This is a genomic window from Streptomyces sp. NPDC044106 (assembly GCF_056433985.1).
Genome location: NZ_JBWKFZ010000023.1, coordinates 21,553 through 46,049, shown reverse-complemented (window position 1 = coordinate 46,049; position 24,497 = coordinate 21,553). Strand labels below are relative to the sequence as shown.

At 70.5% G+C, this 24,497-nt stretch carries 22 protein-coding genes; 9 read left to right on the top strand and 13 right to left on the bottom strand.

The genetic code is table 11. The annotated features are described in order from the left end of the window. Window positions 1–314: 314 nt before the first annotated feature. The 4 genes from AC07DI_RS32385 (at window position 315) to AC07DI_RS32370 (ending at window position 5,186) form a co-directional block, all read left to right on the top strand. Window positions 315–2,519 carry a PQQ-dependent sugar dehydrogenase gene (locus AC07DI_RS32385; RefSeq protein ID WP_478908032.1) on the top strand — a complete coding sequence of 735 codons (2,205 nt, stop codon included), beginning with the start codon at window positions 315–317 and terminating at the stop codon, window positions 2,517–2,519. A gap of 330 nt (window positions 2,520–2,849) precedes the next feature. Further along, a complete protein-coding gene (locus AC07DI_RS32380; protein WP_478908030.1) occupies window positions 2,850–3,416 on the top strand; it encodes a SigE family RNA polymerase sigma factor in 567 nt (188 codons plus the stop codon). Continuing rightward, window positions 3,413–4,279: a hypothetical protein gene (locus AC07DI_RS32375; protein WP_478908028.1), complete on the top strand. Its 867-nt coding sequence runs from the start codon at window positions 3,413–3,415 to the stop codon at window positions 4,277–4,279. The genes AC07DI_RS32380 and AC07DI_RS32375 overlap by 4 nt, the downstream gene beginning before the upstream one ends. A gap of 76 nt (window positions 4,280–4,355) precedes the next feature. Then, window positions 4,356–5,186, top strand: a complete 831-nt coding sequence (locus AC07DI_RS32370; protein WP_478908026.1) for a pectate lyase — start codon at window positions 4,356–4,358, stop codon at window positions 5,184–5,186. A gap of 108 nt (window positions 5,187–5,294) precedes the next feature. Here the strand turns inward: AC07DI_RS32370 and AC07DI_RS32365 are convergent, their stop codons facing one another. The 3 genes from AC07DI_RS32365 to AC07DI_RS32355 all read right to left on the bottom strand — a co-directional run bounded on the left by AC07DI_RS32365 (window position 5,295) and on the right by AC07DI_RS32355 (window position 9,088). Further along, entirely contained in the window at window positions 5,295–6,926 is a 1,632-nt protein-coding gene (locus tag AC07DI_RS32365; protein ID WP_384253327.1) for a M4 family metallopeptidase, read from the bottom strand. A 410-nt stretch (window positions 6,927–7,336) separates the two neighbouring features. Further along, the gene (locus AC07DI_RS32360; RefSeq protein ID WP_478908024.1) at window positions 7,337–8,278 is read right to left on the bottom strand and encodes an endo-beta-N-acetylglucosaminidase H; all 942 of its coding nucleotides are present in this window, start codon (window positions 8,276–8,278) and stop codon (window positions 7,337–7,339) included. Between the two features lie 177 nt (window positions 8,279–8,455). Beyond that, complete coding sequence (locus AC07DI_RS32355) at window positions 8,456–9,088, bottom strand: CGNR zinc finger domain-containing protein (RefSeq protein WP_478908022.1); 633 nt, start codon at window positions 9,086–9,088, stop codon at window positions 8,456–8,458. Window positions 9,089–9,200: 112 nt separating this feature from the next. On the opposite strand from AC07DI_RS32355, the gene AC07DI_RS32350 reads away from it, so the two are divergent. Continuing rightward, complete coding sequence (locus AC07DI_RS32350; protein WP_478908021.1) at window positions 9,201–9,839, top strand: LysE family translocator; 639 nt, start codon at window positions 9,201–9,203, stop codon at window positions 9,837–9,839. A 213-nt stretch (window positions 9,840–10,052) separates the two neighbouring features. Then, window positions 10,053–10,943: an LLM class F420-dependent oxidoreductase gene (locus tag AC07DI_RS32345; protein ID WP_478908107.1), complete on the top strand. Its 891-nt coding sequence runs from the start codon at window positions 10,053–10,055 to the stop codon at window positions 10,941–10,943. A gap of 31 nt (window positions 10,944–10,974) precedes the next feature. On the opposite strand, the gene AC07DI_RS32340 is transcribed toward AC07DI_RS32345, so the two are convergent. Together AC07DI_RS32340 and AC07DI_RS32335 are read right to left on the bottom strand one after the other, a co-directional pair. Beyond that, on the bottom strand, window positions 10,975–11,886 hold the full coding sequence (locus tag AC07DI_RS32340) for a glutaminase (RefSeq protein WP_384253339.1): 912 nt from the start codon (window positions 11,884–11,886) through the stop codon (window positions 10,975–10,977). 54 nt (window positions 11,887–11,940) lie between these two features. Further along, a complete protein-coding gene (locus AC07DI_RS32335; protein ID WP_384253341.1) occupies window positions 11,941–12,330 on the bottom strand; it encodes a cupin domain-containing protein in 390 nt (129 codons plus the stop codon). A gap of 287 nt (window positions 12,331–12,617) precedes the next feature. On the opposite strand from AC07DI_RS32335, the gene AC07DI_RS32330 reads away from it, so the two are divergent. Continuing rightward, on the top strand, window positions 12,618–14,897 hold the full coding sequence (locus AC07DI_RS32330; protein ID WP_478908018.1) for a catalase: 2,280 nt from the start codon (window positions 12,618–12,620) through the stop codon (window positions 14,895–14,897). A gap of 44 nt (window positions 14,898–14,941) precedes the next feature. Here AC07DI_RS32330 and AC07DI_RS32325 read toward each other — a convergent pair whose 3' ends face one another. The 5 genes from AC07DI_RS32325 to AC07DI_RS32305 form a co-directional block, all read right to left on the bottom strand. Further along, the gene (locus AC07DI_RS32325) at window positions 14,942–15,424 is read right to left on the bottom strand and encodes an SRPBCC family protein (protein WP_478908016.1); all 483 of its coding nucleotides are present in this window, start codon (window positions 15,422–15,424) and stop codon (window positions 14,942–14,944) included. A gap of 103 nt (window positions 15,425–15,527) precedes the next feature. Beyond that, window positions 15,528–16,481: a helix-turn-helix domain-containing protein gene (locus tag AC07DI_RS32320; protein ID WP_478908014.1), complete on the bottom strand. Its 954-nt coding sequence runs from the start codon at window positions 16,479–16,481 to the stop codon at window positions 15,528–15,530. A gap of 10 nt (window positions 16,482–16,491) precedes the next feature. After that, the gene (locus tag AC07DI_RS32315) at window positions 16,492–17,832 is read right to left on the bottom strand and encodes an MFS transporter (protein WP_478908013.1); all 1,341 of its coding nucleotides are present in this window, start codon (window positions 17,830–17,832) and stop codon (window positions 16,492–16,494) included. After that, window positions 17,829–18,335 carry a MarR family winged helix-turn-helix transcriptional regulator gene (locus tag AC07DI_RS32310; RefSeq protein ID WP_478908011.1) on the bottom strand — a complete coding sequence of 169 codons (507 nt, stop codon included), beginning with the start codon at window positions 18,333–18,335 and terminating at the stop codon, window positions 17,829–17,831. Before AC07DI_RS32310 ends, AC07DI_RS32315 begins: the two co-directional genes overlap by 4 nt. A gap of 94 nt (window positions 18,336–18,429) precedes the next feature. Next, window positions 18,430–19,551, bottom strand: coding sequence for an FAD-dependent oxidoreductase (locus tag AC07DI_RS32305; protein ID WP_478908009.1), 1,122 nt, complete (start codon window positions 19,549–19,551; stop codon window positions 18,430–18,432). A 287-nt stretch (window positions 19,552–19,838) separates the two neighbouring features. Between AC07DI_RS32305 and AC07DI_RS32300 the strand changes: the two genes are divergently transcribed. Beyond that, a complete protein-coding gene (locus AC07DI_RS32300) occupies window positions 19,839–20,885 on the top strand; it encodes a sulfotransferase (protein WP_478908007.1) in 1,047 nt (348 codons plus the stop codon). 87 nt (window positions 20,886–20,972) lie between these two features. On the opposite strand, the gene AC07DI_RS32295 is transcribed toward AC07DI_RS32300, so the two are convergent. Together AC07DI_RS32295 and AC07DI_RS32290 are read right to left on the bottom strand one after the other, a co-directional pair. After that, window positions 20,973–21,434, bottom strand: coding sequence for an SPW repeat protein (locus tag AC07DI_RS32295; RefSeq protein WP_384253360.1), 462 nt, complete (start codon window positions 21,432–21,434; stop codon window positions 20,973–20,975). A gap of 281 nt (window positions 21,435–21,715) precedes the next feature. Beyond that, window positions 21,716–22,633, bottom strand: coding sequence for a helix-turn-helix transcriptional regulator (locus AC07DI_RS32290; RefSeq protein WP_478908006.1), 918 nt, complete (start codon window positions 22,631–22,633; stop codon window positions 21,716–21,718). Window positions 22,634–22,683: 50 nt separating this feature from the next. On the opposite strand from AC07DI_RS32290, the gene AC07DI_RS32285 reads away from it, so the two are divergent. Then, window positions 22,684–23,124, top strand: coding sequence for a DUF2000 family protein (locus AC07DI_RS32285; RefSeq protein ID WP_478908004.1), 441 nt, complete (start codon window positions 22,684–22,686; stop codon window positions 23,122–23,124). Window positions 23,125–23,195: 71 nt separating this feature from the next. Here the strand turns inward: AC07DI_RS32285 and AC07DI_RS32280 are convergent, their stop codons facing one another. Continuing rightward, window positions 23,196–24,371, bottom strand: coding sequence for a serine hydrolase domain-containing protein (locus tag AC07DI_RS32280; RefSeq protein ID WP_478908003.1), 1,176 nt, complete (start codon window positions 24,369–24,371; stop codon window positions 23,196–23,198). Window positions 24,372–24,497: the final 126 nt, after the last annotated feature.

Below are 24,497 nucleotides of genomic sequence, written 5' to 3'. Positions count from 1 at the left end.
AATGCGCTTGTGGAGGCAGAGGTTCATCGCAACCCAGCAGGTCGCGGGCGTCCACGCGGCAGGCGGGCCGCCGGCCGGCGCGGGCCCGGCACGGCCGCCGCTTGGACCGCCACGCCCAGGGCAGTCATGGGCACGTTAAGGCCCCGGGCCCCGGGCGCCGGTCGCCACGTCACGGGGCGTGTTCCCTGCTCGACTCTCGACGGGAGAAGACCGTGACCGTATTACGCCTTCGAAGACGCAGTCACTCACGGAGCGGGCCATCGCCCCGCGCGGCGGGGTTCCTGCTGGCCCTGTCCCTCATAGTTGTCGCCCTGGTGGCTCCCGCGCAGGTGCGGGCGGACACCACCTTCTCAGCGAAGATCGACTTCGGCACCGCCGCCACCGTGCCGGTGAGCGGCTACGCACTCGACTACGGGCAGGCTTTCGGCGCCCGCACCGGCGCTGACCAGGGCACCGGCCTCACCTACGGCTGGGTGGGGCTGACCGACACCACCCCGCTCGACCTGACGGGCAACGGCCGGGACAGAGGCACCGCCGAGCCCGACCGGCTCCTCGCCACCCTCGTGCACATGCAGCTGCCCGCCTCGTCGGCCGGTGTGAAGACCCCGGGCCGGTGGGAGATCGCCGTGCCCAACGGCACCTACACGGTGACGGTCACCGTGGGCGACGCCACGAGCATCGACAGCTCCCACGCGCTCCAGGTCGAGAACCAGAACGCGGTCGACGGTTTCGTCCCCACGTCCACCACCAAGTACCAGACCAGGACCGTTCAACCGACCGTGGCGGACGGCCGGTTGACGATCAGTCCGCTCGGGGGCAGCAACACGAAGATCGCGTACGTGACCATGGCCCCGCTCGCCGACTCCGCCGTCCACCCGGAGGTCAGGACGGTGACCCCGGCGAACACGGCGACCGGCGCGGCACCGACCGGCAGCGTCGTGGCGGACCTCCGCCTGGTGGGCCCGGGCGTCGACACCGCGACCCTCACCGGCGGCACGGTCGCCCTCAAGGAGTCGGTGACCGGGGCCGCCGTGCCCGCCCACGTGATCACCAGCGGCGGCGGCGACGTCATCAACCTGTCGCCGACGACAGGACTCAAGGAGAACACCCGCTACCGCTTCTCGGTGACCAACGGCGCCCGGGACCTGGACGGGCGGAGCTTCACGCCATGGAGCTCGGTGTTCACCACCGGGGCGGGCACCGGTACAGGCACCATCGCCTTCGACAAGGTGGCCACGTCGGCGACGGGCAGGAGTTTCGCCTCCGTGGTGAAGGGCCCCGACGGCAAGCTGTACGCGTCCACACTCGACGGATACATCCTGCGGTACGCGATCGCCGCCGACGGCACCCTGAGCGGGGCGGAGACGATCTCCACCGTGCGCACGGACGCGACGGCCCGCGGCCTGCCGGGAGCACCGAATCGCTCCGTCATCGGGATGGCGTTCGACCCCTCGTCCACGGCGGCAAGCCCGGTTCTGTGGATCACCTCCAACACCATGTACGCGGGAGGCACACCGAACGAGCCGGACTGGTCCAGCAGCATCGCCAGACTGAGCGGTCCGGGGCTCGGCACGTACACCGAGGTGATCAGCCGTCTGCCCCGGTCCGTGAAGGACCACGAGACCAACTCGCTGGCGTTCGGCCCTGACGGCGCCCTGTACGTGACGCAGGGCGCCGACAACGCCATGGGCGCCGCCGACCCGACGTGGGGCAATCGCCCCGAGCACCTGCTCAACGCCGCCGTGCTGCGCCTCGACCCGGCCAAGCTCCCGGCGTCCGGTGCCGTCGACGTGCGGACCGAGAGCCCGGGAACGTACGACCCGTTCGCCGCCAACGCACCGCTGACCCTGTACGCGACGGGCGTCCGCAACGCCTATGACCTGGTGTGGCACACCAACGGTCACCTCTACACACCCACCAACGGATCCGCGGCCGGGGGCAATACGCCCGCCACGCCCACGCCGCTGCCCGCCGCCTGCTCCCGCCGGATCGACGCGGCGACGGCCGGGGCCTACACGGGCCCGACCGTGCCGGGGATCACGTCCAACCCCGTGGCGGAGACCGACTACGTCTTCGACGTGAAGAAGAACCGCTACTACGGGCACCCGAACCCGGCGCGCTGCGAGTGGGTGCTGGCCGGGGGCAACCCCACTTCGGGCACCAGTCCCTTCGAGGTCACCGGCTATCCCGTAGGCACCCAGCCGGACCGCAACCTGGACGCGGCCGGCATGTACGACGCCGGGCTGCACGCCTCCGCCGACGGGGTCGTCGAGTACCGCGGCAACGCCTTCGGCGGCGCGCTCAAGGGCAAGCTCCTGGTGGTCCGTTACAGCAGTGGCCAGGACATCGAGGTGTTCGGCGTCGACGCGCAGGGGAAGCTGTCGGCGCCCACGACGGGCATCACCGGGTTCACCGGATTCCAACAGCCGCTGGACGTCACGGAGGACACGGCCAAGGGCACCCTGTACGTCACGGAACAGGGCGCTTCGAAGATCACTCTGCTCAGGCCCAGGGTGTGACGCCGAGAGGAGAGTCGGCCTGGCACTGACCCGGCACACGTGGGGCTGCCATGTGCGCGTACGGCGCAAGGCGCCTGACCGGATCCACCCCCTCGTTGACGGCCCGAGCAGAGCGGCTGGGCATGCCCGGGTAGCGGCAGAAGACACGGCCCGCCGCCCGGTCCTGGCTGGGGGATGGCGGGATGGGGGCCGGGGAGCCGGCGAGAATTACAGACCAAGCGGTTGCTTACTGCTACTCTTGCGGATCTCATCCGGACATTCATGATCCGCACATGACACGCACAGGTGCCGGGTTCCGGGGCCCCTAGGGCCTGTGAGGAGACATCGCCCGTGGGCCCAGCCGTCGACGACACCGCCTCCGTGGAGTTCCACGCCTTCTTTGAGCGGCACTACGCCGATCTGGCCCGGCTCGCGCACCTGTTGACCGGCGAGGCGGATGCCGCCGACGACCTGGCCGCGGATGCGCTGCTCGCGCTGTGGCACCGCTGGGACCGAGTGCGGGCGAGCGAGCACCCGGTGGCGTACGCGCGGGGCGTGGTCGCCAATCTGGCCCGGACGCGGATACGCAGTGCGGTGCGCGAGCGGCGGCGTGTCGCGCTGTTCTGGGCGCAGCGGGAGGAGCGGACAGAGAATCCGGACGTGGCCGGGGTGGTCGACGTACAAGGGGCGCTGCGCAGGCTGCCGTTCCGGAAGCGGGCGTGTGTCGTGCTGCGCCATGCGTTCGACCTGTCCGAGAAGGACACAGCGCTGGCCCTGGGCGTGTCGGTCGGGACGGTCAAGAGCCAGACCTCGAAGGGGATGGCCGAGCTGCAGCGGATCCTCGGCACGCAGAACACTCCGCGTAAGGTGCACTCGGCGATGGCGCGTACCGGGTCTGCCGCCGGAAGGGACCGATGATCATGCGGCGGGACGTGCACGACGAACTGCGCACCCAGCTGCACGAGGCGGCCGGGGCGCACCGGCCCGACCGCGCGCGGATCCTGGCACGGCTCGAACGCGGCATGGCGCAGGAGGACTTGCCCCGCTCCCGCGCGGCCCGTCCGCCCCAATTCGGCTGGGTGCGTGCGGCCGGCGTCACCGCGGCGGTCGCAGGGATTCTCGCTGTCGGCGGCTACGGCATGGCCTCCGTGGTGAACGACGCGTCTCCGCAGCACCCGGCCGCGGTCCCACCGACCCCGGCCCCCACCCCCACCTCCCCACCCGCCCCGTCGACGGACGCGACACGCCGGGTGCCCTCGCCGGTGGACCGGGCGCCCGGGGATCCGACGCCCGCGGCCCCCACGCCGAGCACCTCCCGCGCGCCCCGCGAGCCGAGCGCCTCCCCGTCACGTACGCCCGATACCGGCGCGCCCGCCGCCGGTGCGCAAGCCGGGCCGCTGTGGTCGGACGGCTCCTTGGACCCGCACAGCAACGGCTTCTGGGCGCAGAGCAACGTCACCCTCAAGACGCGCGAGGAACTGACCGCGCTGACCGTCGAGTTGCGGATCGCTCAGACCGGTGGGGTCACCTCCACCGGTGCCTGGCGGTCGCTGCCCGAGTCCGACTTCACACTGAGGATCGCCGAGAAGGACGGCTACCTCGTCCACACCTGGGTGCTCAAGCGGGGGCGTACGGTCCCGGTCGGCCAGTGGGTGTTCGCCGGGCAGTACAACCACGTCCGCGGTGGCCGGGACGCCCGGGGCGACCGCTACGCGGCCACCGCCCGGACACGGAGCGAACAGGTCACCGTGTCGGGCGACTTCGCCCGGCACGACGACTGATTCCAAAAGGGCGGCAACCTTTTCCCCACCCGTGGCGACCAGAAGGTGCAAGATCCTCCCCACGCAAGGAATGGGCATGACTGCACGAACTGAACAGCGCGTCCGCCACCGTCGCCGGGTCACCGCACGCCGGGCGGTGATCGGCGGAGCCGCCGCCCTCGGGCTGACCGGTGCGGCGATCGTCACCACGACCATGCTGTCCCCCGCCGGGGCCGCCGCGTCCTGGCCCTCGGGCACCGGCAGCAAGCCGGTGTCGAAGACCATCCCGGTCTCCGGTGAGTACGACGGCGGGATGAAGAAGTTCTACGGCACCGGCGTCCTGGGCGGCAGCGGCCAGGACGAGGGCCAGTCCCCCATTTTCGAGCTGGCCGACGGCGCCGTCCTGAAGAACGTCATCATCGGCACGCCCGCCGCCGACGGCGTCCACTGCAAGGGCAGCTGCACCCTGCAGAACGTGTGGTGGCTGGACGTCGGTGAGGACGCCGCCACCTTCAAGGGCAAGTCGGCGTCGGCGACGTACAACGTCATCGGCGGCGGGGCGAAGAAGGCCGACGACAAGGTCCTCCAGTTCAACGGGGCCGGCAAGCTCACCGTGACCGGCTTCAAGGTCGAGGAGTTCGGCAAGTTGGTCCGCTCGTGCGGCAACTGCAAGACGCAGCACAAGCGCACGATCGTGCTGAGCGACATCGACCTGACCGCGCCGGGCAAGTCGATCGTCGGCGTCAACCAGAACTTCGGTGACACCGCGACGCTGTCGAAGATCCGGATCCACGGTGACACGAAGAAGAAGATGAAGACCTGCGTGCGCTTCAAGGGCAACGACACCGGCAAGGAGCCCACCGAGCTGGGCAGCGGCCCGGACGGCACCACGTGCCGCTTCTCGGCATCGGACATCATGTACAACTGAGTCATACCACTGACTGGTGTACGTCGGCGCCGGCGCCCCCGCGCGGCGGCGCCGAAGGGACGGCGTCCGTGGTGGACGCCGCCCCTTCAGTGAGTGACCCGGGGGGGGTTACTTGACGTTGACGCCGGACCAGGCGGCGGCCACGCGCTTGTACTCGGTGGAGTTCGCGCCGTACAGGTCCTTCGCGGCGCTCAGCGTGCCCTTACGGGCCGCCTTGTAGTTGGTGGTCGACGTGAAGTACGTCGTCAGGGCCTTGTACCAGATCTTCTCGGCCTTGGCGCGTCCGATGCCAAGCACCTTGGTGCCGTCGGCGGTCGGCGAGTTGTACTGGACGCCGTTGATCCGCTTCTTGCCGCTGCCCTCGGAGAGCAGGTAGAAGAAGTGGTTGGCGATGCCCGAGGAGTAGTGGACGTCGACGTTGCCGGCGTTGGCACTCCACTTGTCCAGGGAGCTGCCGTCCTTGCTCGGCTTGTCCATGTAGCGCAGCGGGGAGCCGTCGCCGTTGATGTCGATCTTCTCGCCGATGAGGTAGTCACCGACGTCCGCGGAGTTCTTGGCGTTGAACTCCACAGCGGTGGCGAAGATGTCCGAGGTGGCCTCGTTGAGGCCGCCGGACTCGCCGTTGTACTCCATGTTGCCGGTCGCCGAGGTGACGCCGTGCGACATCTCGTGGGCGGCGACGTCGATCGAGGTGAGGGGCTTCTTGTTGCCCTCGCCGTCGCCGTACGTCATGCAGAAGCAGCTGTCGTCCCAGAAGGCGTTGACGTAGTTGTTGCTGAAGTGGACGCGCGAGGTCGCGCCCTTGCCGTCGCCGTTGATGCCCTTGCGGCCGTGCACGTTCTTGTAGTAGTCCCAGGTGATCTGGGCGCCGTAGGCGGCATCGACCGCGGCGGTCTGCGCGTTCGAGGGCTTGCCGTTGCCCCAGACGTCGTTGGCGTCCTTGAAGAGCTTGCCGGTGCCGGTCTCCGCGTGCTTCAGGTCGAAGGTGCGGTGGCCGCCGCGGGCCTTGTCGGTCAGCTCGTAGCCGCTCGTGCCCTTCTTGGAGCCGACCTTGACCTTGCCGCTGTACTGGCTGTTGCCGGTGCCGGTCTCGATGGCCTGGTACTGGTACAGCTTCTTGCCCGTCGCGGCGTCCGTGATGACGTGGAGCCTGCTGGGCGTGCCGTCCTTCTGCGTGCCGGTGACGACCGTCTCGTACGCGAGGACGGGCTTGCCGGTGGCGGCCCAGATCACCTTGCGCGGAGCCTGCGCGTCGGCCTTGGCGGTCTTGGCCCTGGCGGCGGTCGACTCGGCGGACTTGGCGACCGACGCCTTGCCGAGCTTCGCGTCGGTGGAGGCGACCTTGACGCTGGCCTCGGTCGCCTTGGTGACGCCCTTCAGCTCTCCGCTCTTCGCGGTGTGCACGACGAGGTCGCCGCCGAGGACGGGCAGACCGTCGTAGGTGCGCTCGTAGCGGGTGTGGGTGGTGCCGTCGCTGTCCTTCACGACGTCACGGACGACGAGCTTCTCCTTGGCGCTGAGACCGATCCGCTCGGCGGTCGCCGATCTGTCGGCGCTCGCGTCCTGGAGGAGGTCCGCGCGCACCGACGCCGAGAGGGCGACAGGGGAGCCGGACGGCTCGGTGTTCTCGTCCGGCTGGGCGGAGGCGCCGGTGGTCAGTCCGGCGGTGAGCAGCGCTCCGGCGGCAACGGCGGTGGCGATCACGAGCATCGAACGCTTACCGGATATGTAAGGGGTCACGCAGGCTCCATCTGTGGGGGCCCCGGGTGCGTTGAGGGCCACCCGGCGCAGAAAGGGACGCGATGCGGGCGTTCAGCGTGGTGCTGTACGTGCAGCGTGTTGCGGGGAAGCGTGCCATTCGAGCCAGGTACATGTCAGCATTTTTGTTGGATGTTGGCCGAATGTGGTCCGTTGAGCGATGGTCGACGTACGCAATACGAACAGATCGTGAACGCGTACGGCACCGACAACCCGCGCACCGCCCCGGGGGAGTTGATGCCCCGGGGCGGCGGCGTGTTTCGGTGAGGGCGAAGCCTCTGAGCCGCGCCGCGCTCCGACATCGTTGTCAGTGACGCGGTTTGCGCGGATTGCGGCCCTATGGGGCGTGGTTGACTCCGTGGGAGCAGCGCGCGTCGGGGCGCGCCGTCGCCTTACGGCGTGTAGACGGCGTCACTGCCGTACAGCTCCCGGGTGAACGCGGAGACGTCGGCGCTGCGGTTGGTGCCGTCGAGGTTGTACGTCAGGTAGACGCCGTACCCCTCGCTGACGGTGCGGCGGGCGAAACTGGCGACCGTGCTCCGCGAGGTCCGGCCGATCTCGACAGCCGCCGGCGACAGCTTCGACTTGGGCAGTGCGATGCCGGGGACCTGCCAGGTGCCGTAGTACGGGTTCCAGGCGTAGTCGAACTTGGACGAGACGTCGACGCCGCCGTAGGAGAGGCGCGACGCGGCCGGGCCGATGTTGTAGAGGCTGATGATCTTGTTCGGCATGTTCGCGCGCAACGCCGTCACCAGGTGCACGAACGAGCCGGCGTTGGGCTGCCCCGTGCCGTTGTTGCCGTACTCGGCGTACTCGTCGTCGAAGTCGATGCCGTCGAGCCCGTACTTGGTGACGGTGTCCGACATCTGCTTCGCGAACGCCGAAGCCGCCTGCTGCGACGGGAAGTTCGCGAAACCGGCGCCCTGGTGGTTGCCGAGCACCGAGAGGACGACCTTGATGCCCTTCTGCTGCAACGGCCGTATCTGCGTGGCGGCGTTGTCGAGGACTCGCTGCACGTTCTCGTTGAAGTGCAGGTACGCCGTCTTCTTGCCCGTGTCGTAGTTGATATTCGCCGCGAAGATCACGGCGACGTCGAAGGCGTTGCCGCCGCCGTTGGCGAGGGTGTACTTGCCGACGTTCAGCATGCTGTTGTTGTTCACCTCGACGTACGCCACCGAGGTCGGTCCCTGTTTCGCGCGAGCGGGGGTGGGGGCGGGCGCGGGGTTTGGGGCGGCCGCCGCGCCGGTCGCGGCGGTCGTGCCGAAGGCGAGGGCCGCGACGGCCGAGAGAGCGAGTGCGGCCGTCCGCACTCTGCTTCGTACCAGTGTGAACATCGTTGATCGGTCTCCCAACGCATGGATCGGCGCCCGACCTGTTCGAAAGCGCCGAGTGAGCCCTCCGAGTTTTCCTCCCCCGTGACCGAATCCCAAGAATCGTACACAATCTCTTCACGATTCCCACGCACCTCGCGCCCCAGCAGTGCACCTACGGGCGGCAGTTGGCGCCGCATTTCAGCCGTCAGCGAGCGCCCTGCGACTGCGGAACGCCGCCACGCGTGTGCGGTTCTGACAGGTCACCGAGCAGAAACGGCGTCGGCCGCCCGGGGATTGGTCGATGTAGACGTCGGCGCAGCGGCCGCCGGCGCAGGTGCCGATGCGCGCGAACCCGTGGGCGGCGAGGTACTGACGCAGGGTGATCGCCGCCGCCGCGACCACGGCGCGATCGGCGTCGTCGACGCACCATGCGGCGCGCAGCGCGTCGGAGGCCCCGGTCTCGACTCCAGTCTCGACTCCGGTCTCGACTCCGGTCTTGATTCCGGTCTGGCTTCGGGTCTTGATTCCGGTCTTCATGACGGGGCGGACACCGGTCTCGGACAGCAGCCGCGTCAGCTTCCGCGCGCACGTCTCGGCGTCCCGGGCGGAGAAGACCGCGTGAAGGCGGTCCGCCGCGTCGGCCAGCGCCTCTGGGGTCAGCGCCGCCCTGACGCGCGCGGGCAGGCCGAAGCGTGCCGCGATGTCGGCGACGGGCCGGTGCGGGTCGTCCCCCCGGCCGTCCTCCTGGCGCGGCAGTGTGCCCCAGCCGTTGACGAGCTCCGTCAGCGTCTCCAGGGAAACTTCCGTGAGGGTGACCGGGGTGACTGCCATACGTTCCAGCGTAACGCGTTAAAGGTCGACTATGCGTTGCAGACTCTACGCCGGGCGGGTAACGTCTTGCCGCAGTCATGAGCGTTACACCATCCGGACTCGGGAGGCCGGCATGCTGGATCTCGCTCTTCTGCCGGCCTATCTGGCGGCGGTCGCGATCATCACCGTCGCCCCGGGACCCGACGCCGCGTACATCGTGGCCGTGGCCCTGGAACGCGGCCCGCGGGCGGGCCTCGTCTCCGCCGCCGGAATGGCCCTGGGCATGGCCGTGCACGTGACGGCTGCCGCGCTCGGCCTCGCCGTCCTGCTGCGCTCGACACCCGCCGTCCTGATAGCGGTGGAACTCGTCGGCGGCCTCTACCTCGGATGGCTGTCGGTGACCACGATCCGTTCGGCCAGGAAGACGCCGACGGCGGCGCCCGAGACGCCGCCCGAGCGTCAGGTCCTGCGCCGGGCCCTCCTCACCAATCTGCTCAACCCGAAGATCGTGCTGTTCTTCGCCGCGTTCCTGCCGCGGTTCACCGATCCCGATCAGGGCCTCGTCTGGCTGCAGTTGCTCGTCCTCGGGCTGATCTTCCTGGTGATGGGGTTCGTCTGGGACAGCACGATCGGCCTGTTCGCGGGCCGCCTGGGCCAGGGACTGGTACGGGGTCGCCGCACGGCCGTGGCGGTGAACACGGTCGCCGGAGTGACCTTCGCCGTCCTCGCGGTGTTCCTTCTGGAGGACGCGTTGACCGCCGCCGTAGCCTGAGAGCCTGTGTCATATCCCCGGTCGGATCAGTGGGCGTCGTCTGGTGCGTGCGATCGCAAGGCGCCGGGAAGTCCTCGTAGCGGAGCTACTAGGGCTTTTCGGCAACGCGGCGAGCGTGCGTGCCAGGCGGCGACCACCCGGCCGGGGATATGACACAGGCTCTGAGTGCCGCTCTGCCGGGAATAGCGGAGCCGGATCATGGTTGACGCCACCATGACCTCTGAGAAGCGCAACACGTTCGGACGGATCGGCATCTGGAGCAGCGCCCTGCACGAGTCCCGTGCGGACGACGCGGGCAAGGGAGCGATCAGGGAAGCCGTCGCCGAACTCGACGAGCTGGGCTACGGCACGCTGTGGCTCGGCGGCAACGCCTCCCCAAACGACGCCGCGGCCGTCGTCGACGCCACCCGTACGGTCACCGTGGCCACCGGCATCCTCAGCATCTGGGAACACACCGCCGAGGACGTGGCGGCACGCATCGCAGCCGTCGAGGCGAGCGCGCGCGGACGCCTCGTCCTCGGCCTGGGGGTCAGCCACGGGCCGATGGTGCCGCAGTACACGAAGCCGTACAGCGCGATGGTGGCGTACCTCGACGCGCTGGACAGCGCCGTCCCCTCCGTGGGCTCCGAGCGCCGCGTCCTCGCGGCGCTCGGTCCGAAGATGCTGAGGCTTTCCGCCGATCGGGCGCTGGGCGCCCACCCCTACCTGGTCACCACCGAGCACACCGCCGAGGCGCGCGAGGCGCTCGGCCCCGCCGCCCTGCTCGCGCCGGAACTGACCGTAGTGCTCGACACGGACCTCGACCGGGCGCGTACGACCGCGCGGAACATGCTGCGGATGTACCTCCAGCTGCCCAACTACACCGCCAACCTGCTGCGCCTCGGATTCGAGGAGGACGACTTCGAGGACGGCGGCAGCGTCCGTCTCCTCGACGCCCTCTTCGCCCTGGGCGACACCGAGCGCGTACGGGCCCGGACCCAGGAGTACCTCGACGCGGGAGCCGACCACATCGCGCTCCAGGTGCTCACCTCCGAAGAGGGCGGTGCGGGGCTGCCGCGCACCGAATGGCGCCGACTGGCCGAGGCGTTCGCCGACGTTCTGTGACGGGCGGTCGCCGTCCTGCGAAACGCCCCCGCTAGAACACCGACCAGCCCGTCACCGTGGTGAAGTGGTCGAGCGCCGCCACGCCCGCCACGGAGTTGCCGTACGTGTCCAGGCCAGGGCTCCAGACGCACAGGGTGCAGCGTCCCGGGATCACCGCGACGATGCCACCGCCGACGCCGCTCTTGCCCGGCAGGCCGACGCGGTAGGCGAAGCTGCCCGCCGCGTCGTACGTACCGCAGGTGAGCATCACCGCGTTGACCTGCTTGGCCTCGCGGGCGGGCAGCAGGCGCGTGCCGTCGCGGCGCAGCCCGTGCCGGGCCAGGAAGGCTCCCGCGAGGGCGAGGTCGCGGCAGCTCATACGGATCGCGCACTGCCGGAAGTAGTGTTCGAGGACCGTGGCGACGGGGTTCTCGAGATTGCCGTAGCTCGCCATGAAGTGCGCGAGAGCCGCGTTGCGGTCGCCGTGCTCGGCCTCGGAGGCCGCCACCACGGGGTCGAAGGCGACGTCCGGGTTGCCGCTCTCCGTGCGCAGGAACTCCAGCATCGTGGTGCCGGCGTCTCCGGTCAGGCTCTGCAACCGGTCGGTGACGACCAGCGCACCGGCGTTGATGAAGGGGTTGCGCGGGATGCCGTTCTCGTACTCGAGTTGGACGAGCGAGTTGAAGGGGTTGCCGGACGGTTCCGTGCCGACCCGGTCCCAGATCCGCTCGCCGCCCTCCGCGAGTACGAGCGCGAGGCTGAAGGCCTTCGAGATGGACTGGACGGAGAACGGCTCCTGCCAGTCCCCCACCCCGTGCACCTCGCCGTCGACGTCGGCGACCGCGATGCCGAAGCGCTCGGCGTCCACCCCCGCGAGCGCCGGAATGTACCCGGCCACCTGGCCGCGGCCCACCAGCGGCCGCGCGAAGGCGGCGACTTCTTCGAGAACGGTCTGGTAGTCCACAACCCCGGCTTTCTGACTGCACGACGCGACCGTTTCATCCTGGAAAGCCGCTGGTTACGGGGCTATGTCGTCGGCCGCGGCCACAGGATAACGCTCCGTCGGGACCTGCTCCCGCCCGGGATCGGGCACCTGGTCTCCTGCGCCCTCCCGGAGTTCCACGATCACGAGTGTGCCCCGGCTGCCGGGGCGAACGGCGTGGGCCGTGCCTGCCGGAACGATGTAGAGCTCGCCCGCGCCGACCAGGACGGCCGCCCCGCCGACGTCGAGCCGGAGCTCCCCGTCGAGAACGAGCAGGGCCTCGGGGGCTTCGTGGCTCTCCTCCGCGACGGGCATGTCGTCCATCCTCAGCACCTTCAGGCAGGCGTTGCCCACATGTCCCAGCACGAGGGACCGCCACCCTTCCGCGAGGTCTGCCGCGGTGTCGGTCACATTGATCAGGCTCACGACGCACTTCTCCTGTCAACCCGGCGCTCGCGCCGGGGCCGTCTGCAACAGTGGATGTCCTGGACGCTATCTGACCTGCGCTGATGCCTGGTCGACCGAATGGCAAAGGATCCGTTGGGACCCTGGCGCCCCCTTCTCATTCGGCCCAAGCGAGCGGTGCCGCACTAACGGCCCAGTACATGTGTCCGCCTCGGCGTCATGGGGTACCCGTCGTCACGCGATAGTGCCCCTGCCCAGTGCCACCCACCCCTGCGGGTGGCACGGTCCCGTCGAACGATCGGAAACCAGTGAGCGAGAAGAAGAACCCGGTGACGGCCGCCGCGGAGAAGGCTGTGGAGAAGGTCCAGGAGGTCATGCGGTCCGGGAACGAGATTCCCGGCGCCCCGGGCCCCGAGGACGTACCTGTGCACGAGCCGACGGAGCCGCGCGAGCCGCTGCCCCCCAAGCCCGACCAGCGCGGCCCCGCGACCTACAGCCCGACGGGGCAGCCCACCGGAGTACCTCAGGAGAAGGTCGCCCAGGACGGCGCGTACCTGACCACCGCTCAGGGCGCACGCCTGTACGAGACCGATCACTCGTTGAAGGCCGGGCCGCGCGGCCCGGTGCTGTTGCAGGACCACCACCTGCGGGAGAAGATCACCCACTTCGACCACGAGCGCATCCCCGAGCGGGTCGTGCATGCCCGCGGGGCCGCCGCGCACGGCGTGTTCCGGGCCTACGGCTCCGCCGCGGGCATCACCAAGGCGGGCTTCCTCGCCGAGGGCGTCGAGACGCCGGTGTACGTCCGCTTCTCCACGGTGCTCGGTTCGCGCGGCTCGGCCGACACCGTGCGGGACACCCGTGGCTTCGCGACGAAGTTCTACACCGGCGAGGGCGTCTTCGACCTGGTCGGCAACAACATCCCGGTGTTCTTCATCCAGGACGCGATCAAGTTCCCCGACGTCATCCACGCCGGCAAGCCGCACCCGGACCGGGAGATTCCGCAGGCGCAGAGTGCCCACGACACGTTCTGGGACTTCGTCACCCTCCATACCGAGGCCACTCACCACACGCTGTGGAACATGTCGGACCGCGGCATCCCGCGCTCCTACCGGATGATGGAGGGCTTCGGCGTCCACACCTTCCGGCTGGTCAACGCCGAGGGCGCCACCACCCTGGTGAAGTTCCACTGGAAGCCCAAGCTGGGTGTGCACTCGCAGGTGTGGGAGGAGGCGCAGATCACCGGCGGCATGGACCCCGACTTCCACCGCCGCGACCTGGCGGACGCCATCGAGGCCGGCGCCTTCCCCGAGTGGGAACTGGGTGTCCAGACCTTCCCGGACACCGAGGACCAGATGTTCGAGGGCATCGATCTGCTCGACCCCACGAAGATCGTGCCCGAGGAGCTCGCGCCGGTCCGCCCGATCGGCCTGATGACGCTCAACGCCAACCCGTCGAACTACTTCGCCGAGACCGAGCAGGTCGCCTTCCACCCCGGCCACCTGGTTCCCGGTATCGACGTCACCGACGACCCGCTGCTGCAGGGCCGGCTCTTCTCCTACCTCGATACGCAGATCAGCAGGCTCGGCGGCCCCAACTTCGGTCAGCTGCCCATCAACCGCACCCACGCGCCCGTCAACGACATGACGCGGGACGGCATGCACCAGACCGCCGTGCACCGGGGTGCGGCGCCGTACCGGCCCAACTCGGTCGACGGCGGCTGCCCGTTCCTCGCGGGCGCGGACACCGGGGCCTACATCGAGGTGCCCGTCGAGATGCCCGCCTCCCGCAAGGTCCGGGACGCGGCGGCCACCTTCGACGACCACTTCAGCCAGCCCCGGCAGTTCTGGCTCAGCATGAGCCCCACCGAGCGCGAGCACATCATCGCCGCCTACACCTTCGAGCTCGGCAAGTGCTGGAACGTGGGGATCAAGGAGCGGGCGCTGAAGGTGCTCGCCAACATCGACCCGGAGCTGTGTTCGCAGGTCGCGACCGGCCTCGGCCTTCCGGCGCCGGAGCCGTCCGTGCCGCTCGCGGCCGTCGAGCCGAGCCCCGCGCTCTCCCAGGTCGGCGAGCGGTGGCCGGTCGACGGCCGGATCATCGGCATCGTCACCGACGGCGTCAGTGACCTGGACGGAGTCCGCACGGTCCGCCAGGCGGTCCTGGACGCCGGGATGGTCCCGCTGGTCATCGCCCCGACCGGCGGCACGCTGGACGCGGACGGCGATCCGGTGACCGTGCAGCGCACCTTCACCACCGCGCGGTCCATCGAGTTCGACGCGGTGCTGGTGGCCGGGGCGCCGGCCCCGGCTCCGGACGCCTACGGAGCCCGTGACGCCAAGGCGGACGACGCCGCGGCGCTGGCCACGGGCGTCGAACCCCGTCTGCTGCTGTTGCTCACGGAGGCGTTCCGGCACGGCAAGGCGCTGGGCGCCTGGGGCCGGGGAGCGGTCGCCCTGGAAGCCGCGGGCCTGCCCGGGGCGGCGGCAGGTGTGGTGGTCGGCGAGGCCGCCACGTCCGTACTGGAAACGGTCACCGGCCTGCTCGCCGGCCATCGCGCATGGGAGCGGTTCACGCCTGCGGTCTGAGGCGAAGGCCCTGGTCGGGGGCGGTGGCTGTGCGCGGAGCGCGGCTACCGCCCCTCCGGCTTTCCCGACCCGCCCGGGGCCGGGCGAATCTCCAGGTCGGCGGCTAGTTCGGCGAGGCCCGTCACCATGGTCCGCATGAAGCGGCTCAGGTACCACTGGAAGAAGCGGCGCATGCCTCGGCGTGCCACATACGTGCCGTGCCAGCGGATCCTTGTTCCGCCGTCGGGCAGCTCCGCCAGTTCGACCGTGGCGCGGTAATCGGCCATCTGCGGGTTTCCCACGCCCTCGTACGAGAAGCGGCGTTCGGGTTCGAGGCCGGTTATCCGCTCCCGGGTGACGACTTTCCCCGTACGGAAGGCTCGGGTCGCTCCGACACCGTCCCGGCCGTCGGGCGAGAGGTCGCTGGACCGGCCGGTCTCCAGCGCGTCTATGCGCGACCATTCGGGCCAGCTCCGCGGGTCGAGCAGCAGCGTCCATATCGCCGCGGGCGGTGCCGTCGATTCGGCCGTGACGTCGTACGACTGCATTTCCGGGCTCCTCACCCTGTCCGACTGCCGACTTTCGGGGTCGCGGGGAAAACCCTAGGTGCGGGGCGTCGCCGGTCCCATGCGTGGAATTGCGGTGCCGCGGTCAGGAATTGCGGTACTCGGAGGGACGCATCCCGGTCTGCCGGAGGAATGCCGCCGACAGGGCGCCGGGCCCTGCGAAGCCGCACCGTGGTGCTATCCGGGCGATCGCCAAGTCGGTGGTTTCCAGCAGTCGTCCCGCCTCCTCCACGCGCAGCCGGACGAGGTACCGGTACGGGGTCATCCCGGTCGCCGCCTTGAAGACCCGGACGAAGTGGTAGACGCTCAGGTGTACTTCGGCGGCGATCTCCGCCAAGGTGACCGGTTCGGCCAGCCGATCGCGCATCATCGCGACGGCGGTGGCGACGCGTACGTCTTCCCGCGCGCCCGTACCCGTGCCTGTACGCGTTCGTGGATCAGGTCGTCGGCCGTCACGGCTGCGACGGCCACGGCTCGCGTGACGAGTGAGCAGGTGCGCCGTCAGGAAGGCGGCCGCGGATTCGGCGTACACGTCGTCGGCTGCCTCGTCCATGGTGCCGAGCGTTCGGACGGCCTCCTCAATTAGCGGGTCCCCCGTCGCCAGGGACGCGGCCATGGCCTCGTAATCCACCGCGCTGCCGACACCCAGTTGCTCCGCGACCGTGTCGACCGTGCCGCGCGGGATATGGATCTGGACGCTCCGCATCGCCTCGTCCCCGCGATAACTCCGCAGGACGGACCGGCCCGGGATCATCAGCTCCAGTCGTCCCGGCGCCCAGGCGTGACGGTTCTTCGGCCCGTCGCTCCGCGTCGTCTCCATCGCCGCCCGCCCCGCCACGGGCAGCACCAAGTGCAGATCCGCCACGCCCGGCAGCTCCATGTCCTCGACGACGGGGACGTGCTCGAAGCGCTGGACGAGCAAGGACTGCCAGCCGACGGTCTCCCAGCTGCAGTACGTCCGCCGGACGTAACGCCCCATGTCGAAACCGGCGTAGGGCTGGAGATCGAAATGGGCGGGCCGGGTGGATGCGAACGCCATGAGGTCGAGGTTACGGCCGGCTCGCCGCTCGGCGGTCGTCCGCGCGTCGGCGTCCGGCGGCCGGGGAGGCGGTCGGTGCCACGGCGGGCGCCGGGGTGCGGTACGCGCGCAGGGGAGCGTTGGCCGCGGCTACGGCGGCGATCGCCAGGGCGGCGGAGAGGCCCCCGGAGACCAGCGCGAAGGGGGCGGAGGTGGCCGAAGCCAGCAGACCGCCGCGAAAGTTGCCGAGTTCGGGGCCCGCGACGCCGATGACGTGCTCCACCGAGGAGACCCTCCCCCGGTACGCGTCCGGCGTCTCCCACTGGACCATGGCGCTGCGGGTGACCACCGACACCGTGTCGGCCGCACCGGCCACGGCCAGGCAGGCGAGCGCCGTCCACAGCTCCGCCGACAGGCCGAAGCAGGCCAGCGCGAGGCCCCACGCGCCGGCCGCGGCCAGCTGGACAAGGCCGCCACGGCGCCACCGCGTCACCGTGCCCGAAAGCAGGCCCGCCGCGATGCCGCCGACCGCGACGGCCGACAGGAACAGACCGAGGTTCTGCGGGTCGCCGTCGAAGCGGACCTCGTTGACCAGCGGGAAGAGCGCGATCGGCATCGCGAGCAGCGTCGCGGACAGGTCGGTGGCCATGGCGCCCCAGAGCGTCGGGCGACGCAGAATGACCCGCCAGCCGCCGTGCCTCGGCCGGCGCCTGCCACTTCCCGCGCCGGCCACGTCGGCGTCAGCACCCTCGGCCACTGCTCCCTCGGGCTTCATCACGGGGAGGCGGCTCACCGCGAGCATGGCGAGCGCGACGGCCACCGCCTGCACGGCGTAAGCGGCGGGGAAGTCCCAGCGGGCGATGATCAGTCCGGCCAGCGCGGGCCCGGCCAGCATCGTCGCCTGGAAGGCGATGTTGGTCAGGGCGAGACCCGCCGCTACCTGGTCGGGCGGCAGCAGCCGGACCGGGAAGGTGCGCCGGGCCGGCGCGCCGAGTGCGCCGCAGGCCGCCCCCATGGCGACCAGGCAGAGCAGCAGGAGGACGTTGCGGTTGTCCGCCAGTGCCTGGACGAACAGGCCCCCGGCGGCGAGTAGTTGGCCCGCGGTGGCGGCCCGCACGATCGCACGGCGGTCCAGGGTGTCGGCCAACGTGCCGCCCAGCAAGCCGAACAGCACCATCGGCAGGCCGGTGGCGAGCCCGATGGCCCCGGTGCCGACCGGGCTGCCGGTCAGCTCCCAGACCTGGGCAAGCACCGCCACGGTGGCTACCTGGCCGCCGAGTCCGGATGCCGCGGAGCCGACCCACAGGGCCCGGAACGGCCGGTTGCCGCGAAGCGGGCGGATGTCGAGGAACAGGACCCGCGACGCTTTCATCGAGGTGGCTCGACGAGGTGGTGGCGGATCCGCTGCCGCATCGACCGGCGCTCCAGCGCCCGCCGCAGATCCTCGACGACGGTGGTCAGCGCGTACGGGATCTCCGAATCCAGCTCGGCGACGGCCGCGTGGGTGGCCCGCCACTCGGCCTCCAGGAACGGCACAAGGGCCCGGCCGCGCTCGGTCAGGTCGATCCGCCGGGTACGGGCGTCCGGCCCCGGCTCCGAGGTGACCAGGTCCTCCTTGCGCATGGCGGCGATCGTCTGGCTGATCGCCGAATGCGAGCGGTTCAGGGACTTCGCCAGCTCGCGGATGGTCAGCGGTCCGGTGTGGGCGAGCCGGATCAGCGGATACGCGAACCGCGGCCGCACGCCCCGGATGCCGCGGTCGACGTAGACCTGCTCGATCTCGGCGTCCATGGCGGCCAGCAGTTCGTGCAGCGGCTGCCAGGGGTCCGGGAGCGTGGTGGGGTCGGGTGAGGGGGCGGGGTCCGAGAATGTCACAGCGCTAATATAACAGCGCTTCAGTAATCGGCTCCTGCCCCGGGCCTGCTGGGCCGCTTCCCCTTCGAGCCCGCCAGGCAGAAGCCACAGGCGCTCAGCCCGCGCCGAACGCTCCAACCAGGCTGTGGGGCGCGTTGTCGCCGAACATCAGGGCGTAGAGCTCGGTACCTTCGGTGGCCGCTTCGGCGGCGCGGGGGAACATGGCCTGCTCGTACTCGGTGAGCGCGGCGTCGATGTCGTCGGGGTGGGCGGCGAGGGCCTTGCCGAGTTCGGCGCCGTCGAGCATGGCCAGGTTGGCGCCCTCACCGTTGGGGGGCGAGAGGTGGGCGGCGTCGCCGAGCAGGGTGACTCCCGGCGCCCGGTCCCAACGGTGCCCGACCGGCAGGCCGTTGAGGGGGCGCAGGACCGGTGCGGTGTCGCTTTCGGTGATCAGGGCGGTGAGTTCCGGGGCCCAGTCGGTGAACTCCCGCGCGATCCGTGCCGTGGCCGCGGCGGCATCGGTGAAGTCGATGCCGGAGAACCAGTCCTGCGGCTTGAACAGGGCTGTGTAGGTGTGGAGGGTCCCGGCCCTCTCCCGGTGCGCCTGGATTCCCTTGGTCGGAGCGAGCGCGAGCATCGATCCGTCACCCACCGCTTTCGCGGCGGCGGGGTGCCGGACGTCGGCGTCATACAGGTAGGTCTCGACGAAGGACATGCCGGTGTACGCGGGTGTGGCGGCGGAGAGGAGCGGGCGGACCCGTGACCACGCGCCGTCGGCACCGACCAGCAGGCTCGTGACGGCGGTGCCGCCGTCGGCGAAGCGCACCTCGTGGCGGCCCCCACCGAGGGCCCGGACGCCGCTGACCTTGTGGCCCCACCGGACGGTTCCGGCCGGCAGTGAGTCGAGCAGGATCTGGCGGAGCTCGCCCCGTTGGACCTCGGGACGCCCGCCCGTGCCGTCGTCGGGTTGGTCGAAAAGGACCGAGCCGTCCCGGTGCAGAATGCGCATGGCCTGGCGGCCCTCCAGGATGAGGCCGCGGAACTCGTCCATCAGGTCTGCCGCCCGAAGGGCCTGCTGGCCGTTGTAGTCGTGGATGTCGAGCATTCCGCCCTGAGCGCGCGCGGCCCTGGACGGCTCCGCCTCGTACACGGTGGACGGGATGCCGTGTACGTGCAGGACGCGGGCGAGCGTCAGGCCGCCGAGGCCCGCGCCGATGATGGTGACGTGAGTAGTCACAGGGGCTCCTTGAGTGTCGCTCGGCCATCGGGGCACTGGGGTGCCGGGGTCCGGGCCTCCGGGTCGGCCGGTAAGCGTCCGGCTCGTCCTCATCAAGGTGCCAGCCCCCGCCGACAGGCCACCGACACCGGACCGACAGCCGCCGATACGCGCCCGGTGCCGACCGCCTGTCGACCACGCCACGCCCCCGGGTCACACCACCCCACCCCCGCCGCCACCTGGCGCCCTCCGCCCGCGTGTGCTGAGGTGCACGAAGCCCTGGACCACCCGCCCCGCGTTCCCGGAGAGTGACCTTGCGCAGCTTGACCTTCGTCATCGGTACGGGCCGCAGCGGCTCCACCGCGCTGTCCCGCATCCTCAACACCCATCCCGACGTGCTCAGCCTCAACGAGTACCTGGCCTCGGTCGGTGACGCGGCCTTCCCCGAGGGCCAGGTGTCTGGGGCGGAGTTCTGGGAAGCCCTCTTCAGGCCCACGCCGTACTTCGCGAGCATGATCCGCAGCGGGGTGCTGATGCCCGAGTTCCTCTACACGGACCGCCCGGGCCGGTACACGCCGCAGACCACCGGCATCCCCGCGCTCTCCCTCATGGTGCTCCCCCACCTCACCGACGACCCCGACGGCCTTCTCGACGAGCTCCGCGCGGCCGTCGTCGACTGGCCCGGCCGCGCCGCCGCCGCACACCACGAGGCGCTCTTCGACCTGCTCTGCGCACGGTTCGGGCGCACCGCCGTCGTGGAGCGTTCCGGCTACTCGACGGGCTGGGCGCCGGGGCTCCGGGCCGCCTTCCCCTACGCGAAGTTCGTGCATCTCTTCCGTGACGGGCCGGACTGCGCCCTGTCCATGAGCCGGCACCCCGGGTACCGGGTGATCACCTTGATACGCGAGATCAGGGAACGTACGGGCGTCGAAAGCTTCGCGGACCTCACGGACGAGCATGTGCGGTCCCTGCCGCCGGAGCTCGCGCCCCTGCTCGGCGAGCGCTTCGACCCCGCCCTCGTCCGCGACCGCGACTTTCCGCTGCGTCGGTTCGGCGCTCTGTGGTCGGAACTCGTCGTCGAGGGCGTGCACTTCCTCGACGGCCTATCTGCTGGTCAGGGCATGACACTCGGTTACGAGGACCTCCTGGACGCTCCCCGCGAAGAGCTCACCCGACTTGCGTCGTTCATCGGGGTCGCGCCGTCCCCGCAGTGGCTGGACGGCGCGTGCGCCCTGCTCGACGGCGGTCGCCGCCGCTCCGCCGGGAGGGAGCTGACGCCCGCGGCACTCGACGAGCTGAAGGAGAGCTGCGCCGCGGGCACCCGCGCTCTGGCGGAGCGAGCGGACCGGCGCTGACTCCTCGGCGGCCTCCTGGGCAACGCACCGCACGCGGACGGGCCCCGCCGCGCCGCAGCACGGTGGGACCCGTTCCGGTTCGGCCGGTCAGCCGGGGCCTGCTCGGTACATGCCCCGCTTGCCGCGGCTCGCGCCGGCTTCTCCCTGCCGGGCGGCCGCACTGGCGGCCAGGGCGAGCAGAAGGGCGACGCCACCGGTGATGACGTTGCTGACCACGGTCCTTGTGGTGCTGACGTCACCCGCCACGACCCAGGGGGCGACGATCGTCCAGACGCCGAGCGCGCAGGCGGCCCACGCCATGCTGTGCGTGCGGTCGTAGGCACGGCCGAAGCCGCCGCTCATCAGCAAGGCGTAGGCGATGCCGACGATCAGGTTGGTGACCGTCAGCCGCGTCAGGCCGTCGAAGCCCACGATCCAGGGCGAGGCGGCCAGGTACAGACCCGTCAGGAAGGCCAGCGTGTCGATGGCCTGCACTTTCGGAGAGCTCGCCGCACGCTCGGCGCTCTCGTGGCGAGCGCGAATGTCGGCGATGTCCGGGTGCGTTTCCATGGAGGACGGGGACATGGGAGACGTTGCCACTGCGTCCACCTCCAGTTGGGTGGTTCCTTGGGTGCGGACAGGGCCGCGGGCACCGACATCGTCAACCAGCGGTGTCGTCACGCGGCCGAACCATGACTCGGGGCGGTGGCAGCAGATCAGATGGCTGCCGGGTGTCCGTGCCGAGCCGGGCGGAAACCGTCCCGGCGGGCCGGAGGGGGCACGCGCCGCTCCATCGGGGCGACGGGCCTTCAACTGGCACTGCTCTTCGGAGCCCGCTGCGGCGTCAGCTCCTACCTACCAGCAGAATACTCGCCCTCACCCGTCTTGTCGTACGGCGGAGGAAGCGCTTCCGCAGGGGCCGCGGGAGGGGCCGCCGAAGGCCTGTCGGCGCGCTCGGCGTGTTGAATGCGCTTGACGTTCCGGCCTGCGTAACGGCCCGGCGGGACGCCCACGACCCGTTTGAAGTGCCGGTTCAGGTGGGCCTGGTCGTAGAAGCCGACGGCGGTCGCCACCTCCGAGGGCGGCCTGCCCGCGAGCAGCAGCCGCCGGGCGCGCTCGACCCTGCGGGCCATCAGGTACTGGTGCGGGGCGATCCCGAAGGCGGCGCCGAACGCCCGTACCAGATGGGCGGGGTGAGCGTGCACCTGCCGCGCCGCCTCGTCCAGCGTCACCCCGTCAAGGAGCCGTTCGTCGAGCAGCTCCCGCAGGCTCTGCGCCACGCCGCGGCCGGGCCCCGGGCGCGCGGTGGCGAGCCGGGGCCGCAGGTGGCCGCGGAGCCGTTCGCCGACCAGGGCGAGACGGCTCTCGGCCTCCAGTTCGTCGCCGCGCCGCGCCAGGGAGGCGTGCAGTTGCCCGATGCGCCTGCGCAGCAGCGGATCGGCGATGTCGGGGTCGTCCACCGCCGGGCCGATCAGACTCTCGTCGAGCAGGGGCGCGTCCAGGTACAGCACCCGCTTGCGGAAGCCGTGCGCGGTGGCCGGGGAGCCGTTGTGCGGCACCTGCGGCGGCAGCAGCGACACGGTGTCCCGCGGGGTACCGCGCTCGCGGCGGCCCAGGTCGTAGCGGACAGCCCCGTCGTCGACGATCAGCAGTGTCCATACGTCGTGGACGTGCATCGGGTACGCGTGCTCGGTGAAGTGCGCGTGGAAGACCTCCACGACGCCCGGGACCTGCGGGCGCCACGCGGAGACCTCCTGCGGGGACGGCATGCAAAGAACGTACAAGACGGTGCGGGGTGTCGGTCGGCAGCCTGGGACGCATGACGACCGACACCCCGCAGCACGCGCCCGTACGTTTCGACACCAAGATCGCAGTACTGCTGCGCGAGGACCTGGAGACCTGGCAGCGGCTGAACGTCACCGCGTTCCTGGTCAGCGGCCTCGGCACACGGTTCCCCGAGGTGATCGGCGAACCGTACGCCGACGCCGACGGCACCCCCTACCTGCCGATGCTCCGGCAGCCGGTGATGGTCTTCGAGGGGACGAAGGAGACGGTGACGGCGGCGCACGGCCGCGCGGTGAGCCGGGACCTGCCCATGGCGGTCTTCACCTCCGACCTCTTCGCCACCGGCAACGACCGTGACAACCGCGCCGCGGTACGGGCCGTACCGGCCGGCGATCTCGACCTGGTCGGGATCGCCGTCCACGGACCGCGCAACGCGGTCGACAAGGTACTGAAGGGTGCCCGCATGCACCCGTGACCGGACGGCCCGGCTCCAGGCCCGTCCAGTCACCCCTTACGGCTCAACCCTTACCGCTTAGCCCTTGCCGCTCAGCCCTTGCCGCAGAACTCCGCCTCGAAGACGTTCTCGTAGAGGGCCCCGTCCTCCAGCCAGTCGCCGTTGAGGTGGAAGGTCAGGGTGTGCTTGCCGTCGGCGGTGGTGGCGGTGCTGGTCAGCGAGCCCCAGACGATGCCGTCGTGGCCGTAGACCTTCACCCCGCACGACAGGGTCCGGACGATCAGACCGGTGCCGTAGCGGAAGAAAGTTCCCGTCTCCACCGTGTCCAGCAACTCGCGCTGCTGGGCGGCCGGCAGGAGCTCGCCCTTCAGCAGGGCGCTGTAGTAGCGGTTGAGGTCACCGGTGGTGCTGATGACCTCGCCGGTCGCGCCGGACCACGCCGGGTTGTACTCCGTGGCGTCGTAGATCTCGGGGCCGGGGTTCGCCGCGTACAGCTTGGAGTAGCCGACGGCGTGCGGGGCCGGCATCTTCGGGTCGGTGCCGGGGAAGGTCGTCTCGCGCAGGTTCAGGCGCTTGATGATGCGCCGCTCGGCCTCGTGGGCGTACGTGTTGCCCGTGACCTTCTCGATGATCATGCCTGCGAGCACGAAGTTGGTGTTGGAGTAGTTCCAGGACGTCCCGGGCTCGAAGTCCGGCTTGTAGGTGAGGGCCAGGTCGACGATCTGCCGGGGCGTCCACGCCTCGTAGCGGTGGGCCAGGAAGCCGGGGCCGTTCATGTGCTTCTGCCACTCCGGCGTGGACACCATGTCGTGCACACCGCTGGTGTGGTTGATGAGTTGACGTACCGTCACCTTGTTGCCGTCGTATCCGTTGCCCTGCAGCACGCCGGGCAGCCAGCGCTCCACGGAGTCGTCGAGGCTGAGCTCGCCCTCGGCCTCCAGCTGCAGAAGGACCACGGATATGAGGGACTTGGTGTTGCTGCCCGCGCGCAGGTGGTCCGCCGCGGTCCGCTTGCGCTTGGTCGCGGTGTCGGCGAAGCCCGCGGAGCCGAACCACTTGCCCTGCGGGCTGCTGACCTCGGCGGCGACGCCCGGCATCCCGGCCCGCTCAAGCGCGTCGAGCGCCCGCTGCGTGGCGTCGTGCCTCTTCCCCGCCCCCTCGGCCGCGGTTCCGGTTCCGGTGGCGCCCGTCAGGACCATCGCGGCGCCGAGCGCCACGGCGAAGGTTCTGAGGACGTTCCGCTTACTGCGAGATCTGCGAATGGACATGCGTTTCCCATCCCCCAAACGGTGGAGCATGATCATCTGACGGAGGCAGTGTACGGGGCACCGGGGCGGCGGGGCCGCTCATTTATCCGCGGTGGAATCCGGACCCGGGGAATGGCGCGTGAGTGA

Bases quoted from the DNA above. Each gene is read 5' to 3' on its own strand.
- AC07DI_RS32315 (WP_478908013.1), bottom strand. From the start codon at position 17,832: ATGAAAGCGTCGCGGGTCCTGTTCCTCGACATCCGCCCGCTTCGCGGC.
- AC07DI_RS32290 (WP_478908006.1), bottom strand. From the start codon at position 22,633: ATGCCGTCCCCGCAGGAGGTCTCCGCGTGGCGCCCGCAGGTCCCGGGC.
- AC07DI_RS32280 (WP_478908003.1), bottom strand. From the start codon at position 24,371: ATGTCCATTCGCAGATCTCGCAGTAAGCGGAACGTCCTCAGAACCTTC.
- AC07DI_RS32370 (WP_478908026.1), top strand. From the start codon at position 4,356: ATGACTGCACGAACTGAACAGCGCGTCCGCCACCGTCGCCGGGTCACC.
- AC07DI_RS32325 (WP_478908016.1), bottom strand. From the start codon at position 15,424: ATGCAGTCGTACGACGTCACGGCCGAATCGACGGCACCGCCCGCGGCG.
- AC07DI_RS32350 (WP_478908021.1), top strand. From the start codon at position 9,201: ATGCTGGATCTCGCTCTTCTGCCGGCCTATCTGGCGGCGGTCGCGATC.
- AC07DI_RS32375 (WP_478908028.1), top strand. From the start codon at position 3,413: ATGATCATGCGGCGGGACGTGCACGACGAACTGCGCACCCAGCTGCAC.
- AC07DI_RS32295 (WP_384253360.1), bottom strand. From the start codon at position 21,434: ATGGAAACGCACCCGGACATCGCCGACATTCGCGCTCGCCACGAGAGC.
- AC07DI_RS32345 (WP_478908107.1), top strand. From the start codon at position 10,053: ATGACCTCTGAGAAGCGCAACACGTTCGGACGGATCGGCATCTGGAGC.
- AC07DI_RS32360 (WP_478908024.1), bottom strand. From the start codon at position 8,278: ATGTTCACACTGGTACGAAGCAGAGTGCGGACGGCCGCACTCGCTCTC.
- AC07DI_RS32320 (WP_478908014.1), bottom strand. From the start codon at position 16,481: ATGGCGTTCGCATCCACCCGGCCCGCCCATTTCGATCTCCAGCCCTAC.
- AC07DI_RS32355 (WP_478908022.1), bottom strand. From the start codon at position 9,088: ATGGCAGTCACCCCGGTCACCCTCACGGAAGTTTCCCTGGAGACGCTG.
- AC07DI_RS32285 (WP_478908004.1), top strand. From the start codon at position 22,684: ATGACGACCGACACCCCGCAGCACGCGCCCGTACGTTTCGACACCAAG.